At 46.4% G+C, this 18,079-nt stretch carries 17 protein-coding genes; 7 read left to right on the top strand and 10 right to left on the bottom strand.

The window, feature by feature from the left end; translation table 11 throughout:
• Positions 1-18: 18 nt before the first annotated feature.
• From BUR42_RS10400 to BUR42_RS10410, 3 genes are all read right to left on the bottom strand, one after another.
• The gene (locus tag BUR42_RS10400; RefSeq protein WP_074239167.1) at positions 19-897 is read right to left on the bottom strand and encodes an NmrA family NAD(P)-binding protein; all 879 of its coding nucleotides are present in this window, start codon (positions 895-897) and stop codon (positions 19-21) included.
• Between the two features lie 66 nt (positions 898-963).
• Positions 964-1,854, bottom strand: coding sequence for a helix-turn-helix domain-containing protein (locus tag BUR42_RS10405; protein WP_074239168.1), 891 nt, complete (start codon positions 1,852-1,854; stop codon positions 964-966).
• Positions 1,832-2,218 carry a DoxX family protein gene (locus tag BUR42_RS10410; protein ID WP_074239169.1) on the bottom strand — a complete coding sequence of 129 codons (387 nt, stop codon included), beginning with the start codon at positions 2,216-2,218 and terminating at the stop codon, positions 1,832-1,834. The genes BUR42_RS10405 and BUR42_RS10410 overlap by 23 nt, the downstream gene beginning before the upstream one ends.
• Positions 2,219-2,344: 126 nt before the next feature.
• Between BUR42_RS10410 and BUR42_RS10415 the strand changes: the two genes are divergently transcribed.
• The 3 genes from BUR42_RS10415 to BUR42_RS10425 are packed head-to-tail and all read left to right on the top strand — an operon-like array spanning position 2,345 to position 3,897.
• The gene (locus BUR42_RS10415; RefSeq protein WP_234979648.1) at positions 2,345-2,653 is read left to right on the top strand and encodes a winged helix-turn-helix transcriptional regulator; all 309 of its coding nucleotides are present in this window, start codon (positions 2,345-2,347) and stop codon (positions 2,651-2,653) included.
• A gap of 2 nt (positions 2,654-2,655) precedes the next feature.
• Positions 2,656-3,669, top strand: a complete 1,014-nt coding sequence (locus BUR42_RS10420; RefSeq protein WP_074239171.1) for a winged helix DNA-binding domain-containing protein — start codon at positions 2,656-2,658, stop codon at positions 3,667-3,669.
• A 42-nt stretch (positions 3,670-3,711) separates the two neighbouring features.
• Positions 3,712-3,897: a hypothetical protein gene (locus BUR42_RS10425; protein ID WP_074239172.1), complete on the top strand. Its 186-nt coding sequence runs from the start codon at positions 3,712-3,714 to the stop codon at positions 3,895-3,897.
• A gap of 11 nt (positions 3,898-3,908) precedes the next feature.
• Here BUR42_RS10425 and BUR42_RS10430 read toward each other — a convergent pair whose 3' ends face one another.
• The 5 genes from BUR42_RS10430 to BUR42_RS10450 all read right to left on the bottom strand — a co-directional run bounded on the left by BUR42_RS10430 (position 3,909) and on the right by BUR42_RS10450 (position 9,117).
• The gene (locus tag BUR42_RS10430; protein ID WP_074239173.1) at positions 3,909-5,006 is read right to left on the bottom strand and encodes a PDDEXK nuclease domain-containing protein; all 1,098 of its coding nucleotides are present in this window, start codon (positions 5,004-5,006) and stop codon (positions 3,909-3,911) included.
• A 114-nt stretch (positions 5,007-5,120) separates the two neighbouring features.
• A complete protein-coding gene (locus BUR42_RS10435; protein ID WP_074239174.1) occupies positions 5,121-6,038 on the bottom strand; it encodes a 2-dehydro-3-deoxygalactonokinase in 918 nt (305 codons plus the stop codon).
• Complete coding sequence (locus BUR42_RS10440; RefSeq protein WP_074239175.1) at positions 6,035-7,312, bottom strand: MFS transporter; 1,278 nt, start codon at positions 7,310-7,312, stop codon at positions 6,035-6,037. Before BUR42_RS10440 ends, BUR42_RS10435 begins: the two co-directional genes overlap by 4 nt.
• A gap of 19 nt (positions 7,313-7,331) precedes the next feature.
• Positions 7,332-8,480 carry a galactonate dehydratase gene (dgoD, locus tag BUR42_RS10445; RefSeq protein ID WP_074239176.1) on the bottom strand — a complete coding sequence of 383 codons (1,149 nt, stop codon included), beginning with the start codon at positions 8,478-8,480 and terminating at the stop codon, positions 7,332-7,334.
• A 13-nt stretch (positions 8,481-8,493) separates the two neighbouring features.
• Positions 8,494-9,117 carry a bifunctional 4-hydroxy-2-oxoglutarate aldolase/2-dehydro-3-deoxy-phosphogluconate aldolase gene (locus BUR42_RS10450; protein ID WP_074239177.1) on the bottom strand — a complete coding sequence of 208 codons (624 nt, stop codon included), beginning with the start codon at positions 9,115-9,117 and terminating at the stop codon, positions 8,494-8,496.
• A 139-nt stretch (positions 9,118-9,256) separates the two neighbouring features.
• Between BUR42_RS10450 and BUR42_RS10455 the strand changes: the two genes are divergently transcribed.
• From BUR42_RS10455 to BUR42_RS10470, 4 genes are read left to right on the top strand one after another with little or no spacing between them, the layout of a single operon-like run.
• Entirely contained in the window at positions 9,257-10,327 is a 1,071-nt protein-coding gene (locus BUR42_RS10455) for a 3-oxoacyl-ACP synthase III family protein (protein ID WP_074239178.1), read from the top strand.
• Between the two features lie 25 nt (positions 10,328-10,352).
• Complete coding sequence (locus BUR42_RS10460) at positions 10,353-10,751, top strand: hypothetical protein (protein WP_143197404.1); 399 nt, start codon at positions 10,353-10,355, stop codon at positions 10,749-10,751.
• 46 nt (positions 10,752-10,797) lie between these two features.
• Positions 10,798-15,108 carry a CusA/CzcA family heavy metal efflux RND transporter gene (locus tag BUR42_RS10465; protein WP_074239180.1) on the top strand — a complete coding sequence of 1,437 codons (4,311 nt, stop codon included), beginning with the start codon at positions 10,798-10,800 and terminating at the stop codon, positions 15,106-15,108.
• A 2-nt stretch (positions 15,109-15,110) separates the two neighbouring features.
• On the top strand, positions 15,111-16,241 hold the full coding sequence (locus tag BUR42_RS10470) for an efflux RND transporter periplasmic adaptor subunit (RefSeq protein ID WP_074239181.1): 1,131 nt from the start codon (positions 15,111-15,113) through the stop codon (positions 16,239-16,241).
• Between the two features lie 54 nt (positions 16,242-16,295).
• Here the strand turns inward: BUR42_RS10470 and BUR42_RS10475 are convergent, their stop codons facing one another.
• Both BUR42_RS10475 and BUR42_RS10480 read right to left on the bottom strand, forming a co-directional pair.
• Positions 16,296-17,390, bottom strand: a complete 1,095-nt coding sequence (locus BUR42_RS10475) for a TIR domain-containing protein (RefSeq protein ID WP_074239182.1) — start codon at positions 17,388-17,390, stop codon at positions 16,296-16,298.
• A gap of 169 nt (positions 17,391-17,559) precedes the next feature.
• A complete protein-coding gene (locus BUR42_RS10480; protein WP_143197405.1) occupies positions 17,560-18,072 on the bottom strand; it encodes a hypothetical protein in 513 nt (170 codons plus the stop codon).
• Positions 18,073-18,079: the final 7 nt, after the last annotated feature.

Below are 18,079 nucleotides of genomic sequence, written 5' to 3' on the forward strand. Positions count from 1 at the left end.
ATATGTACGGGCTTCTTTTTAGAATGCAGCGGCAAATTCTTTTGCAAACTCTTCCAGCTTTGTTTTCCCTAATGGACCGATCCCCTGTTCCTTATAATCTTCCTGTAATACACCTGTATGAATGCTATTATTCAATTGCAGGATATTGACAATAAAGAAGGAAGGTAATCCGGCCTGTTCCAAACCACTTTTCGTTTGTTCCTCAGTAAGTAATAGCCATTGCAGATCCGGTTTACCAATTGCTTTACCTAATACACTGGCTACCTCACTGGCGGTACGTTCATCACTGACAATATAACGGATGTTTTGTGTAGCGGATGTTTTCTCCAGTTCTTCCGCAGCAACAGTGGCAATGTCTGCCGGGGCAACCATTACGAGTTTATCATCGCCACCATAATTTGAACCGATAAAGCCTGCCCCTTTTATCATATCTGTAAACCTGTAAAGATTAGGATAGAAATAGCCGGGGCGAAGATGTGTAAGAGAAATGCCGGACAGCTGGTTCAGTATAATTTCCGCATGATGTGCGCCCAGGATGAAGCCGGTACCTTTATCCAGATGTGCACCATAACTGCTGAGGTGTACTACCCTCTTTATACCAGACTGTTGAATGGCATGTGCATAATTACCTGCAAGTCTTTTGTAATACGCCACTTGATCTGTTTCTGCATAGCCGGGCGGGACCATTATATACACAGCATCTGCGCCGGTGAAAGTCTCCGTTAGAAAATCCCGGTCGTCCAGTGAGCCGATGGCGGCTGTAGCACCGAGTGCTTCAATATCTGCTTTCTTTGCAGCATTACTGCTAATGACTGTAACCATATGGCCTTTCAGTACCAGGTCTTTTATCAATGGCAATCCTATGTTCCCCAGGGAACCTGTTGTTATTATTTTCATAACATAAAGGTCCCTACTCCGGAGTTTTTCCCTGTAGCTGAATCTCTGATTGTTGTAGCCTTTTCTTTAATTGAAGGAATTCCGGAATGCCACCGGGGAAGAATTGGTTTTGCTCTTGAATAACTTACTGAAGGACTGGGAATGTTCAAAGCCCAGTTCATAGGCAATTTCACTAACGGTCAGGTCTGTGGTGGACAATTTCTCTTTTGCCTTTTCGATCAGTTTATCGTGTATATGCTGCTGGGTACTTTGGCCGGTTAATACTTTCAGCATCACACTCAGGTAATTGGGAGATACATTTAATGTATCCGCAATGTACTGCACGGTGGGTATTCCTTTTTCCTCTCTGAACCAGGATGCAAGCACCTCTTCCAACCGCTCCAGGATCCTGTGGCTGGAGATCTTACGGGTAATGAACTGGCGTTGATAGAAACGTTCTGCATAGATCAGCAGCAGGTCCAGCTGGGCAATGATCACATCCTGGCTAAACTTATCAATGCTGGCGTGGTGTTCCTGTGCTATATTGTGTATAAGGTTTGTAATGGTTAATTCTTCTTTTTCTGAAAGATGGAGGGCTTCGTGTACAGCATAGCTGAAATACTCATATTGTTTAATCTTTTTAGCCAGTGGGGTATTCCATAAAAAGTCGGGATGCACGATCACCAGCCATCCGGTATGCCGAAAGTCATCAGCTGCTTCGATGGAAAATACCTGGCCGGGAGAAATGAAGCTCATCAGTCCTTCGTCAAAATCATACACTTGCTGGCCATACCGCATCTTGCAATTAAAATTCCTTTTCAGTGCGATGGAATAGAAATTATGCAGGATAGTACCGGGTGAGCGCTTAATATCCTCAAAGTTGATAACACTGATCAGGGGATGCAAGGGTTTCGGCAGATCCATGTGCTGATGGTATTCGCTGATAGTCTTGATATTATGTGGTTGTATGTGTTTCATTTCTGATTGGTTTTAACCGTCCCCAGGCTATAAAGGTAGCAATTATTGCAAAGACTATATTCATACCTATCACTGAAGCCTCTCCCCTGATAATATGGAAAACAGCAGCGCATATCATTAGCATAACAACCCCTATGGCTGCAATTGGTGTTAATTTTGGCCGGATATCCAGCAATGAGGGCAGTATCAGGCCTGCTGCCCCTAACAGATCTACGACGCCGGTTAGCCTTACCAATGCAAGCGGTACTTCCTTAGCCCAGGGCCACAGATCGGATACGGGTTGAAACAGTTTCATATAAGCAGCCCAGGCCAAAGTGCCTGCTACAAGTGATTGTGCTATCCAAAGCAGTGTATTTTTCTTCATCTTTCAAAAGTATTTATATTTGTTATCTGCCGGAAAGCACTATCTCAAAGGAAAGCGCTTTCCTTTGAGATAGTAACACCGTTAAAGATACCATATATGCTCACTGCAGGAGGATGCCCTAAAAATATGCTTTCTATAAAAGATGCTTTGGAAGCACTGGAAGGTAAATGGAAGTTATTGATCTTGTTTTCCCTTTCTACCGGCCCCCGGCGGTTCAAACAGATATCAAAAGAGGTGAGCGGTATTTCAGACAAAACACTGTCTAAAGAATTAAAAAGTTTAGAGGGAAATCAATTAATCAAAAGAGATGTGCAGGACTCCTTCCCGCCCACGGTTAATTATTCTATTACAGAACATGGCAGATCCCTGGAGAAAGTAATGGAAGAACTGCATTACTGGGGGCTGGCACATCGCAGACAGATCATCGGGAAATGAGTATGAAAACCGAAGACATTATCCTTCACCGGCTGCATACGCAGCAACTGGCTAAACCTGCCTGCGAAGAAGCCGGTGCTGTAGTTTCCTGGCTCATTGCCATGCAGGCACAGGAATATGCACATGCCAAATGGGCTATTCATCTCCGCTCCAATGGATTAACGGAAAAAGCGATAGAACAATCTTTCAACGAGGGCATCTATCTGCGCACGCACCTGATGCGGCCTACCTGGCATTTCGTGCATCGGCAGGATATCAGGTGGTTACTGCAACTCACTGCCCCAAGGGTACATGCAGCAAATGCTTACTACTATAAACAACTGGAACTGGATGCAAAAGTGTTCTCCCGCAGTAATAAAGTACTGGGAAAAGCATTACAGGGAGGTAAACACCTGCAACGTACCGCGCTGGCAAAAGCGCTAAAAGATGCTAAGATCATCGCCTCCGGGCCAAGGCTCGGTTATATCATGATGTTTGCGGAACTGGAAGGGCTTATTTGCAGTGGCCCGCGTGAAGGCAAACAATTCACCTATGCGCTGCTGGAAGAAAGGGTCCCACCCGTAAAAGCACTCAGCCGTGAAGAAGCCCTGGCACAATTTGTACAACGTTACTTTACAACAAGAGGCCCTGCTACTTTGCAGGATTTCGTGTATTGGTCCGGTTTAACCATGAAAGATGCCAAAGAAGGTGCGGAAGCACTTCCTGCCGGCTTTATAAGAGAAAAAGAACTGATCTGGCTACCGGTGGCCGTAGATAAAAAAGAAAAGGTCCGGCATACCTTCATTATGCCCGATTATGATGAATACGGCATGAGTTACAAAGACCGTCATGATATCTTCAATGAAGGCGCCCGTACCTTCTATTCCCATATGATCATTGTGGATGGAAAGATTGCAGGTACGTGGAAAAAGAAGGACAATGACGGGCTGGATATGGACATATTCACCACCCTGAACAAAACACAAACAACAGCCTTAAAGAAGGCCGTAGAGCGGTACCTGGCCTTTAGTGGCTAAACGGCACAGATATTGCAACCCATCCCTTTAAAACTACCCCATATGAATGTAAAACGCATCTTCGGCGCCGTCTTAACTGTTTTGGGTATCATAGGGCTGATCTATGCCGGTTATGGCTTTATTAAACACAGCATTCAAACCCGTGAATTGATTGTTGTGGGAATTATAGGGTTAATCTTTTTCTTTTCGGGCATAGGGTTAGTGAAGAATACGAAGGATGAAGCGTAAGATACGCTCTTTTAATTCTGTACCTTTTCACTTTCCTCTTCAAGTATTTGCACCAGTTCATCCTCGCTCGGCAAATTGATCATGTATTTTGAAACAAATAGCTTATGCGCTAATCCGGCTGTTGCATACTTTACTAAAGTTTCATTTTTACCTGCACAAAGTATGATGCCTATCGGGGGATTATCGCCGGTACTCATTTCATTCTCCCTGTAATAATTCAAATAGACATTCATCTGTCCAGCATCCGCATGCGAAAACTCCCCTATTTTAAGATCAACAAGAACGTGGCATTTTAAGATGCGATGATAAAAAACCAGGTCTATCCGATAATGTGTATTGTCGAACGTAATCCGTTTTTGCCTGGTCTCAAAACAAAATCCTTTACCTAATTCCAATAGAAACGATTGCAAATGATCAATAATAGATGATTCCAGATCGCTTTCTGTATAACTGGGTTTCTCTTCCAGTTCAAGAAATTCCAGCATATATGGGTCCCGAAAAAAATTCTCGGGTATTAATGGCACTGGCTCCTTTTTTTCTACGATTGGTAATTCCACTTTACTTAAACCAGTTCTTTCATATAAAAGGCTATTCATTGCACGCTGCAATTCCCGTACAGACCAATTATTTTTGATAGCCTCTGTTTCATAGAAAATGCGCTTAACATCTGCATCTGCCTTAAACAGCTCTATAAAATGTGAAAAAGACAGCTTCGCTAATAGCTCTTCCGGAGAACAGGAATTTCGTTCATGAGCATACTTAACCGTTGCCAACCCATCTGCAACTATTTGAAAATCAACTTGTTTAAATTCGCCAGACAGTGTCTGACCAATTTGAGGATAAAGAATATAAAGTTGACGGAATAATTTAAGATTGGTCCCAGACATTCCCACCAACCCATTTTTCTTTAAACTACCAGCTAATCTTTCTAACAACTTATCTCCATATACCGCTCTATCTTCTCCATGTTGTTCATACTCTACTATATAATGACCAATAAGCCAGTTTCTCATAGTATATGCTGAATTCACTTGCTTGCGTACCTTATTCAGGAAAATTCCACTGGTGCTGTTTATTTTGTTGGTGAGCGCTTCAAAATTCGTAATCATTTTCTAAATAGATGAAACATAAAAAAGGTTAACAATTGCTATTTAGAAAATCCTTTTCATCAAAGTTGTTAAACTGCTGTTATCAAATTAAAAACAGGTAAGAATTACGAACGCTTAATGCAGGCCCGAAACAACCCCCTGTTGCCCCCGTATCAACGCCTCATCTGCATCTATCATAGCCCCGACATGAATACCCAATATCTGGCAAGCCAAAGTATATAGCGGAATATGCACCGGCCCTGCCACCAAAAAAACAGGCATATTAGATGGCAGTTCTTTTAGTTCTGCACCTATCAGCAACCCGCTTAAATAAAAGCTGTTATATGCCGGAGGTATTTTCTTAAGCAACTGGTTAGTACGTACCATAAAAGCAGCGTGCAACAGGTTTTCGGACTGCCCGGCTTGTAGCCCTGATTTAAAGCAGTCGCGGCAGGCCGGATCATCCAACATGCCATCACCGTTTACCGATGCAGCCAGGATACTATGTGTAGATAAAAGATCAAAGAACTCCCCCGTCATGTAAGTTTTAAAACGAACTACCTGGCCACCTTTCACTACTACATGTTTATTATGCGTACCTGGTATCAGCAGCAATGCTGTATCCGGCAACAAAGCTGAACATCCCACTACTTTTGTTTCTTCCCCACGCATCACATCATTCTCACTGCAGGCACCGGAAACAATAATAAACCTGCCGAAAGTATGTACGGTCAGATCTGCCCCACTCAGGCTAAAGGGCAACTCCTTGTAAGGAAGTTCCATCATACCAATACTGGAAGATGCCATGCCGGATAAGACTACCGGTACCTCCTGCAATGGAATACCTGTTCTTTCAGATAACACATCAATCTGCCGGTTGATGATGGCAGCAAAGAATTCTTCACGCGGTTGCGATGCCTGCTGCCATTGCTGGTAAGTACCGGCAATACCGTTACCGGACCTCTCTTCTGCTATTACGCTCCCGCTGCCGGTTTCCACTAACCGCAGCCGGAAGGAGCTGGTACCCCAGTCACAGCTTAAAAAGTATTTCATTCTTCCCCTGTTTTTATACGTTCCACATTCCCCACCAGGAAAATGTAGGAGCATGCGCCAAGCAATCCCATCGCCGCAACAAATACCAATGCCGGCGCAAAGCTGCCACCGCTGGCCAGGAAGCCTATTACAACAGGCACAATAATACCCGCCAGCTGGCCAATGAAGTTAAACACTCCGCCGGTAAGATTGATAAGATGTTTAGGCGCCAGCGTTGATACAAAGATCCAGGTGATAGAAGCAAAACCTACTCCAAAAAATGAAACAGACATAAAAAGGATGATGAGCGCAGGTTCGCTTACATAGTTAGCTCCCAATATAAAAGCAGATACCAGCAAACCGATAATAATAGGTCGCTTGCGTGCCTTTGCAGGAGATACTCCTTTCTTCACCAGGTGATCAGATAAAAAGCCGGAACACAAAATACCTGTGAATGCGGCGAGGTAAGGTATGGAAGCCCAATAGCCTGATTTAATGAAATCAAGGCCACGATAGTCTACAAGATATTTCGGGAACCAGGTGAGGAAGAACCAGAGTGTGGAGTTCACTGCAAACTGGCCGATATAGATCCCCCAGAGCTTGCGGTAAGAGAGTACTGCTTTGAGGTCGGACCAGCGGAAGGCGGTTTTCTTTTCAGCCTGTTGCTTGTCCAGCAGTCCGCCACCGCTCTCAATATGCGCCAGTTCTGCGGTGTTAACGGCCTTGTGTTTGAGCGGATCACGGTAGAAGACATACCATATGATGCCCCAGATAATACCAATGAGGCCTGTAACTACAAACAGCCCTTTCCAGCCTACTTCGAGCTGGATCTTTGATAATACCGGCATCAGGAACGCCAGGCCGAGGAACTGGCCGGAAGTATACACTGCAATAGCAGAAGCCCGCTCATTGTCAGGGAACCAGTTGCTCACTACGCGGTTATTGATGGGAAATGCGGGTGCTTCAAATACGCCGGTGGCCATACGAAGACCAAATAACGTGGCAAAGCCTTTTGCAAATCCCTGCATAACTGTAGTAAGCGACCAGGCGATGAGGCTAAAAGCATACAGGATGCGCGGGCTGAAACGGTTCACCAGGATGCCCCCGGGTATCTGGAAGGCCAGGTACGTCCAGCTGAAGGCGGAGAAGATCAGGCCCAGTTGTACCGGCGTGAAGCCAAATTCCCTGTCTATTTCGGAAGCGGCTACGGCCAGGTTACTTCTGTCCATGTAGTTGATCACTACGTTCACAAATATCAGGAACAGGACCCGGTAGCGGATTTTAGTAGGTTTCATGTTTAGGTTCGATCTGTGTTTACCATTCCGCTACACTGCCATCCGTATGGCGCCAAACCGGGTTACGCCAGTTATGACCTTCTGCTGCCATTTTTCTTACATGTGCTTCGTTGATCTCTATACCGAGGCCGGGTTTGGAAGGAATATCCACATAACCATCGCTGTATTGGAATACGGTTTTATCTGTGAGATAGTCCAGCAGATCGCTGCCTTTATTGTAATGAATACCGAGGCTTTGCTCCTGTATGAAAGCGTTGTGACAGGTAGCATCCACCTGCAGGCAGGCGGCCAGTGCAATAGGCCCCAGCGGGCAATGCGGGGCTGCCGCCACATCAAATGCCTCCGCCATGGAAATGATCTTTTTGCATTCGGTGATGCCGCCGGCATGGGAAACATCCGGCTGAATGATATCCGCATATCCCTCTTTCAGCAATGTTTTGAACTGCCATTTGGAGAACATACGCTCCCCGGTAGCAATAGGAATAGCTACATGCTGCGCAATCTCGCGAAGGTCTTCGTTGTTTTCCGGCAACACGGGTTCTTCAATGAACATGGGGCGGAAAGGCTCCAGTTCTTTCGCAAGTATTTTGGCCATGGGTTTGTGTACCCGGCCGTGAAAATCTATGCCGATACCCATTCCCGGGCCACCCGCTTCGCGTACGGCTGCGATGCGCGCAATGGCGGCGTCTATTTTTTCGTAGCTGTCCACGTATTGCAGTTCTTCCGTAGCATTCATCTTTACGGCCAGGAAGCCCTGCTCCTTCATTTTGCGGGCTGCCTCCCCTACTTCTGCAGGGCGGTCGCCGCCGATCCAGGAGTAGACCTTCATTTTATCCCGCGCCTGGCCGCCGAGTAGTTGATAGACAGGGGCATTGTAATATTTCCCTTTGATGTCCCACAGTGCCTGATCGATACCGGCGATGGCGCTCATGAGGATGGGGCCGCCGCGATAGAAGCCGGCACGGTACATCACGTTCCAGTGGTCTTCGATGTGCATGGGGTCTTTGCCGATCAGGTACTCCATCAGCTCATCCACCGCGGTTTTAACGGTGGCGGCTTTTCCTTCTATCACAGGTTCTCCCCAGCCGGTAATACCTTCGTCCGTTTCTATTTTCAGAAACAGCCAGCGTGGCGGCACCTGGAACAGTTCGTAGCTTTTTATCTTCATAACGTAGTTTTTTTTAGGATTGAAGGGCGCGGATGAACAGCTTCGACTTTTCCGTCAGCTGTTGCAGATACTCCGCCGTAACGGCCGTTTTTGCATTTACTAATGAGCTGCCGATGCCAAAGCCGGCGGCCCCGGCTTTCTGGAAATCTTTGATATTCTCCGGTGTAATGCCACCTGTGGGCAACAGGTGCATCTTAGGCAGCGGTGCTGAGATATCTTTGATGTAAGCGGCAGAAGTAGCAGGGAATACTTTGATCATGTCTGCTCCTTGTTTATAGGCAGCATAAATTTCAGTGGCAGTGTAGGCACCCGGGATACTCACTACCCCCAATTCCCTGGCCGTTCTGATCACTTCAGGTTCCAATATCGGGGAAAGGATGAAACGGGCTCCGGCTGCGGCAGCCTCCTTAGCCGTTGCGGCATCCAGTACCGTACCGGCCCCTATGATCATCTTATCCCCCATTTTGGCGGATACTTCTTTGATAACGGCCAATGGCTCGATGGAGTTCATCGTTACCTCCAGTAAACGGATACCACCGGCATACATGGCTTCTGCAATGGGCAACACATCCCGGGGCTGTACCCCACGGATAATGGCAATGATCTTGTGTTCAAGTATTTGTGAAAGTGTGGACATGGAATTTGTGCGTATAATTGAATATGGGTAAGATAGAAATAAATAAGTGTATTTTCAACCTTTCCAATATTCTATTGTAATATGGTTTAGCAAGGTTTTTGTGCCTTATATTCAATTATTATTTTAAAGACAGACATTCATGAGCACAGACACCGTCATCATAGGAACGGGCAGTTATATACCCGATGTTATTAAAAATAACAGTGAGTTCGCCATCAACAATTTTTATACTAACACACAGGAGCCTATTCCCAATGCTGCCGGAGAGATCATAGAGAAATTTGAAAAGATCACCGGCATTGCGGCCCGGCGGTACGCAGGAGAAGACATGAATGCCTCCGGAATGGCCTGCCTGGCCGCGAAAGCTGCCATCGCAGATGCCAATATTGATCCTGAAACGCTCGACTACATTATCCTGGCGCATAATTTCGGGAATGTGATCAAACATACCATACAAACAGATGCCGTTCCTTCGCTTGCTTCCCGCGTAAAACATGCGCTGGGCATCCATAATCCTTCCTGTATACCTTACGATATCCTGTTTGGATGCCCCGGCTGGGTGCAGGGCCTGATACAGGCGCATATCTATTTCGCAGCAGGTGTTGCAAAACGCTGCCTGGTGATAGGCACTGAAACCTTAAGCCGTGTTATTGACATCTATGACCGGGACAGCATGATCTTCAGCGACGGAGCAGGCGCCTGTGTTGTGGAAGCCAGGGAAAACAGCAAAGCCGGCATCCTGGGCAGCAGCGTTCAATCCTTTGCTGTTGACGAACTGGAATACATCAATATGGAAAAGGCCAACTATCCCGGCTCTGATGCACGCATACGGTATATTAAAATGCAGGGCAGGAAAGTATATGAGTTCGCGCTAAAGCATGTACCACTCGCTATTAAGGACTGCCTTGATAAAGCGGCCGTGCCATTGAGCGAGGTACGCAAGATCTTTATCCACCAGGCAAATGAAAAAATGGACGAAGCGATCGTTAAAAGGCTTTATTCCCTCTATGATCAGACGGTTCTCCCGGAAAATATCATGCCCATGAACATACGCGAACTGGGCAACAGTTCTGTAGCCACCGTACCAACGCTGTTTGATATGGTAAAAAGAGGAGCTTTCCCCCAGCACCAGCTATCAGCCGGGGATGTTGTGGTGTTTGCCTCTGTGGGTGCGGGTATGAATATTAATGCGGTATGTTATAGAATTTAGACAATCCTGGTTACCTTTGCCCCCGGTGAAGAAACGGATCACACTCATTTTATTTACTGTTTACCTTATTTCAGGTACAGGGCTGCGGGAAATAGCTAAATTACCCGTGCTCTTTCAGCATTTCTATGAGCATAAGTTACTAAACAACCATATTACGTTCTCCGAATATATCACCGATCATTATAATAATATCCCACATACGGATGACGATGAAGATCGGGACAACCAGCTGCCATTTAAACAGGTAGATTCCAATACATCGCTCAGTCCGGTTATACCTGCTTCTTATTTTGTTGACCTGAGAAAGCCCCTGCTTCCATTAACCGCCGGCAAAACTTTTTCCAGGAACGATCATTTTATCCCTTCCGCCCTTATCAGCAAGATCTGGCAGCCTCCAAAGCCAGGGTCATCCATCGTGGCATAAGGCATAATCTGCCTGTACTCATTTACGGATCGATCAAATTAAATCTATGTTGAATCAGATTATCGGGTTTTCCGTAAGGAATAAACTCGTGGTGGCATTATTTACTATCGCCCTTATTATATATGGCTTTTTCGAACTCTTTAAACTACCGGTAGATGCTGTACCGGACATTACCAATAACCAGGTCCAGATCATTACAATAGCCCCTTCTTACGGCGCTACGGATATTGAGCGCCTGGTGACCTTCCCGGTTGAACAGGCCAGCAGCAATATAGCCGGCATCACGGAGATCCGCAGTTATAGCCGGTTTGGCCTTTCACTGGTTACACTGGTGTTTAATGACGATGTTGATATATACCTCGCCCGGCAACAGGTATCTGAAAGGCTGGCAGTTATACAGGAATCCATACCGGACGGTATCGGTAAACCTGAAATGGGGCCTATTTCCACCGGCCTGGGAGAGATCTACCAATACGTGGTGAAACCCCAAAAAGGGTACGAAAACAAATACAACATCACCGAGCTGCGCACTATCCAGGATTGGATCGTTCGCCGGCAACTGCTCGGCGTGAAAGGTGTAGCCGAAGTAAGCAGCTTTGGCGGTAAACTGAAGCAATACCAGGTGGCCATTAACCCCGGTAAACTGCAGGCACACGGTGTTACTATCACGGATGTGTTCAACGCACTGGAAACAAACAATGAAAACACCGGGGGCTCTTATATCGAAAAGCAATCCACTGTGCTGTACATCAGGAGTGAGGGGCTTATCGAAAGCAAAGAAGATATTGAGAATGTAGTGATCAGGAACGTCAACGGCGGTGCCCCCCTGCTCATACGGGATGTTGCGGAGGTAAACATCGGCGCAGCCACAAGGTATGGCGCGCTCACTTACAATAATGAAGGAGAAGTGTCCGGCGCTATTGTGATGATGCTTAAAGGCGCCAATAGTAATGTGGTGATCAAAAACATCAAAAGCAAAATTGCGGAGATCCAGGAAACACTGCCTGAAGGTGTGGTAATAGAGCCATTCCTGGACCGTACCAATATGGTCAGCAATGCCATTCAAACAGTGCAGACAAATCTTTTGGAAGGAGCGCTGATCGTTGTATTTGTGCTGGTGATCTTCCTGGGTAATTTAAGGGCGGGACTGCTGGTGGCTTCGGTGATCCCGCTGTCTATGCTGTTTGCTGTAATTATGATGAACCTCTTTGGCGTAAGTGGTAACCTCATGAGCCTCGGCGCGCTGGATTTCGGGCTTATTGTTGATGGTGCCGTGATCATCGTGGAAGCAGTAATGCACCAGCTCAGCCACAGGAAGAAACTGCTTTCCCGCCAGGATATGGATAAAGAAGTAAAGAGTGCTTCTTCTAAAATGATGAACAGTGCGGTATTCGGACAGATCATTATCCTCATCGTTTATCTCCCCATCTTCAGCCTGGAAGGGATTGAAGGGAAGATGTTCAAACCCATGGCACAAACGGTAGCATTTGCCCTGCTGGGGGCCTTTATACTCTCGCTCACTTACATCCCCATGATGAGCAGCCTTGTTCTGAGCCGGAAGATCAAAGTAAAACAGAACCTCTCAGACCGCATCATGGCTAAGATCGAAGTACGCTACAGATCGTTGCTTACAAAGGCACTGAAGGTGCCGAAGATCATCGTAGCCACGGTGGTTGTATTATTTGTGCTGGCGGTGTTTGTGCTTACCCGGCTGGGCGGAGAATTTATTCCCTCTATTGAAGAAGGCGATTTTGCGGTGGAAACACGTGTGCTTTCCGGCAGTAACCTCAATACCACTATTGAAAACGTTCAGAAGGTAGCAGGCATCCTGAAAAGCCGCTTTCCAGAAGTGAAAAATATTGTAACCAAGATCGGCAGCAGTGAAGTACCCACAGAGCCGCTTCCGATGGATATGGGTGATATGATCATTAATCTGAAACCTAAATCGGAATGGACTTCCGCCACATCCTTTGATGAGCTTTCAGATAAAATGGGAACCGCCGCCACAGAAGTGCCGGGGGTAACCACCAGCTTTCAGTTTCCCGTGCAGATGCGGTTCAATGAACTGATGACGGGGGCCAGGCAGGATGTGGTGTGTAAGATCTTCGGGGAGGACCTGGATACATTGGGCATCTACGCCAAACAGCTCGGCAACATCGTTAAAACCGTAAAAGGCACTACTGAACTCTATGTAGAGCAGATCACCGGAACACAGCAGATTGTTGTGAAATATAACCGCGCCGCCATTGCGCAGTACGGATTAAATATTGCGGACATCAACCGGAACATCAATGCCGCATTTGCAGGCCAGAGCACCGGCCTTGTCTTTGAAGGAGAAAAACGTTTTGACCTGGTTGTACGCCTGCAAAACGAGCAACGTACAGATATCAGGGATGTACAGAACCTGCTGATCCCCACCCCTGCCGGCACACAGATCCCCCTGAACCAGGTGGCCGCTGTAAAACTGGTAGACAGTCCCAGCCAGATCCAGCGGGAAGATACCAGGAGAAGGATCCTGGTGGGCTTCAATGTAAGTGGCCGGGATGTGGAAAGCATTGTGAAAGAATTGCAGGAGAAGGTCCGTGCCGGCATAAAACTACCCACGGGTTATTCCGTTAGCTATGGCGGCTCTTTCGAAAACCTGAACGAAGCAAAGGCAAGGCTTTCTGTGGCTGTACCCGTTTCTTTAATCCTCATATTCCTGCTATTGTACTTCGCTTTCAGTTCCATTAAATATGGCCTGCTTATCTATACGGCCATCCCACTTTCTGCCATAGGCGGCATCTTCCTGCTGGCATTGCGCGGCATGCCATTCAGCATAAGCGCCGGGGTAGGTTTTATTGCCCTTTTTGGCATCGCTGTTTTAAATGGGATTGTACTGGTGGCAGAATTCAACAGGATCAAAAATTCAGGAGAAACCGATATGAAGAAAATTGTTGTCCAGGGAACCGTAACCCGTTTAAGACCGGTGATGATGACGGCCTTTGTAGCTTCGCTTGGTTTTTTACCGATGGCATTGAGCAACGGTGCAGGTGCCGCTGTTCAAAGGCCACTGGCAACAGTGGTGATCGGTGGACTTATGATTGCTACATTGCTTACACTTTTTGTGCTGCCGATCCTTTACATCGCTTTTGAAAAAGCGGTTAAGCTAAAGCCGAAGAAAGTTGTTGTTGGGGCCATGCTGCTGCTCACTGCTTTACCATCTGTAGCACAAAAACCTATTGGTATAGCGGAAGCGCTGGATACAGCAGTGGCCAACAATCTGCTGGTACAGAACCGCAAACTGAGAGCTGAACAGGCAAAAGCGCTGATCAGATCGGGCGTAAATCTTCCGAAAACTTCTATCAATGCAGAATATGGCAAGTTCAACAGCCCGTTTTCAGATGACAGGATATCCGTGATGCAAAATTTCAGCCTGCCTACTGTGTACCAGCAGCAAAGCAAACAGTTGAGTGAGGAATGGAAAGTGGCATTGCTGGAAGTAGAGCTTAAGGAAGCGGAGATCAGGAAACTCACCACTACTATATTTTACGAGCTGTTGCTGACCGGTGAAAAGGAATCTTTGCTGCGTAAGATGGACACTACCTACAGCGCCTTCCTGCGAAAAGCCGAACTGCGGCTGAAGGCAGGAGAAACCAATATGCTGGAGAAAACCAGTGCCGAAAACCAGCTCATGCAACTCAGGATCTGGCAAAAGGGCCTCAAGCAGGAGAAGACCATACTCCTGCAACAGTTTATGCTGTTACTCAATACAAACGACCTGCGCATACCGGAAGCAACCGCCTATAAGCTGGATACACCTTTACCAGATACCGCCACGCTGGCAGCACACCCTGCACTGAAATTACAGCAGCAACAGGAGAAAGCAGCACAGGCAGCTGTATTGGTGGAAAGATCGAAGCTCCTGCCGGAATTCAGTGTTGGTTACAACAACCTGAGTATCCGGGATGGGCTTACTTATACACGTTCGGATCGCTTTCAGTCTTTTCAGCTGGGCCTGGAAGTCCCGATATTTTCGCGATCTCAGAAAGCCAGGGTGAAGTCTGCCAGAACTTTTCAAAGCATTGCCCAAAACGAAACAGCCTACCGTACAAAAGTGCTGCATGCTGAATTCTCCGGTGCCTTAAGCCAGGTAGAACAATTCCGGGAAATTGTATCGGACTTTGAAAAAAGCACGTTGAAAAATGCGCAGGAGATCACTGCTACCCTTAACAGGCAACTGCAGGGCGGTGAAATTAATTTCCTGGAATGGACGGTGTTAAATCAGCAATCGCTGAGCACACAGCTCGAATACCTGGACGCCGTTAAAAACCTGAACAATAGCATTATTAACCTGAACTACCTTTTAGCTAAATAATCATGAACTATCAACTCATTTTTCATTGCGCGATCATTTTATCACTCTACGGCTGTGGCGGCAGCCCTGTACCCGCATCAGAGAATATTCCGGAAACGGGCAGTGCAGATATTGTTACATTAAGCCCTGAGCAGCTTAAGAACATCAACCTCCAAACGGGGGAACTCAGGTTGCAAAACATGAGCGGGAACCTTAAGCTCAGCGGTCAGATTGATGTACCGCCTCAAAACCTTGTATCCGTTAGTATTCCTTTGGGCGGCTACCTGAGATCTACCAGTATGATGCCCGGCACCCATGTGCGCAAAGGGCAATTACTGGCTGTTCTGGAAGATCCCCAGTACATCCAGCTGCAGCAGGATTACCTTACGGCAAAGAATAAACTGAACTATGCCGCTAAAGAATACGACAGGCAGAAGGAACTGAACAGCAGCAAAGCCAGCAGTGATAAAGTGATGCAACAGGCGGAGAACGAATTCAGGAACCTTACGATCGAAAGCAAGGCCCTTGCCGTTAAATTAGGCCTGATAGGCATAAATGCCACCCGTCTTACAGAAAACACCATTTCACAAACCATTAATATCTATTCCCCTATCAACGGATATGTGAGTAAAGTGAATGTGAACATTGGAAAATATGTAACACCGTCAGACGTAATCTTTGAACTGGTAAATCCGGAAGACATTCACCTGAACCTTACCGTGTACGAAAAAGACCTGAATAAGCTGGCCATCGGGCAGCATGCCATTGCTTATACCAACAGCAGGCCTGATCAGCAGTACGACACGGAAATTATCCTCATCAGCCATTCATTGAATGAAAACCGCAGTGCAGATGTGCATTGCCATTTTGAAAAATATGATAAAAACCTGGTGCCGGGCATGTACATGAATGCGGAGATCCGCCTGAACGATACAAAGGAAAAAGTACTGCCCGCCGATGCTGTGGTAAACTTCGAAAATAAAGATTACGTATTTGTGCAGGAAGGGGAACGCAGCTTCAAAATGACAGCCGTGGAGAAAGGGCAATCAGGCGATGGCGTAACGGTGATTGTTTCCCCCGGTTTGGATGGTAAGAAGATCGTTACTTCCGGTGCCTATTCTTTACTGATGAAATTGAAGAATACAGCAGAGTGATATGTGCCTGTTAAAAAAGAGAAAGCCCCTTATGCCAGGGAGCTTTCTCTTTTTTTATACTGTCACCTCCAGTTTTTCCAAAAAGACCATTTTAAAAGCCTGGGGCCTGTCTTTAACAATCTCCGTTTCCACCACACATTCAAAATAATTTTCCAGTACGGTTTGGTTTTCGAGGAAATCCTGGCTAATGGCATGTTTAACGGCTGCCCATGTTCCATATCCAAACGCGCCAAATAATAAGATAACGTTGCGCTTAGGATTAAAGGGATTAGGAGCTTTTATGATAACGCCAAAATCCTTTTTTACTTTGCCATCCATTAAAACGGGTACATACTTCTCTCCTGTTTTTGAGTTGGTAAAGCTCACTTCATATTTTTGAGGGTTGCCAAATCTCAGGGAGAGACTAAGCCGTGCTACTACTTCTTTGCATAATTCATTGGCATCCGGCCCTCCTATGATAATAAGATCATTACCAAGCAGATCACCATCTATTTTGTCAGCATATTCTACCTTTGGCGGCTTGCTGCCAATAGATTCGAGATATGCGCTAACATCTGATAGGGCCCTGGCATCTCCCACCGCAAGAAAACCGGAAGGTTCAAAATGTTTAAATTCCTGGAACCTGCCAACTACTATATGATAACTGTTTGCGAGATAGCTTTTCCAGAAAGATGTGGTAGTTAATGTTTGCTTTGGCAAACTGTCCTTTATTGTTTTGCTGATTAAGTAACTGGCCGGGCCCAGGCATGAAGATAGGTCCGGGTCACTGCTATCGTAAGTTGCAAGTGTAATACCTGCGAGATCGGATATAATCTTCGGTCGCTTATGCGCATCATATAATGCGAAAGTTTTTCTCCGGCCAAGTTTACCCATAAAGAGGCCAAGCTCAAATACAACATTGTCCCGGCTGGTCAGGAATCTTTCATTTCTGCTAACAGACTCATCATCTGCACTCAGGATGAATATTGCATAGTCAAAGTCGTCCAGCGCCTGGATAAGTCCTTCAAGCGTACTATCCCCTAAAGCAAATACCCCCTGGTTCCAGATTTTTGTACGTGCAATGCTTTGAAGCTGATATTGAAGGTTCTTTGCAAGCTCCAATCCTTCGGAAGAACAGCCTATAAAGACAAGGGGTTTGTGTATAGCCATAAGTAAGGATAATTAAGTTTGGGTAAGCTAACAGTTATCAACGCATTATGGAATGAAAATAAGGAAAAATAAGGACATAGCAGATACCCGCTACCTAAGAGGACTAAACAAAAAAGGTGCGGTAACCGCACCTTCATAATTCAGCAGGGACCTGCCTATTATCCAAGCATCATACCGCTGCTTTCCGGAACAGCATAGCCGATCCCGCAAACAGCAAAGCAAACACGGCATGAAGTCCAAAGACTGCCACTACACCATTATCAAAAGCAGGTGTACCAATGATCAACGCAATAGCAGGAACGATCAGCATAGCGAACGCCGTTGCAAACAATGCACGAGACATCCCCTCCGGCTTTAAACCTGCAATAGCCGCGCCAATGCATCCTACAAGCAGCACGCCGAAATACATCATATTGGCGGGGTTATCCCCCAGGATCCCTCCCACTGCAGCATTCATCCAAACAAGGAGTAACACTGCCGCGAGTGCTAATCCCACCGCAAAGCGGTATGGTTTATTGCTCAGCAGTTTTTTTGTCACCAATCCATATGCCATACCAGCTCCACCGATCAGGAGAACAAAGGCCAGGATAAATGAACCCGGTTTCCAATGCCAGATGGCCAGTAATGTAAGTACCAGGGGTATAAGCAGTATAAGCCCTGAAATGCGGATGATACTTTTCATAATTAGG

Origin of the sequence: Chitinophaga niabensis, from assembly GCF_900129465.1 — a bacterium.
Taxonomy (GTDB): Bacteria; Bacteroidota; Bacteroidia; order Chitinophagales; family Chitinophagaceae; genus Chitinophaga; species Chitinophaga niabensis.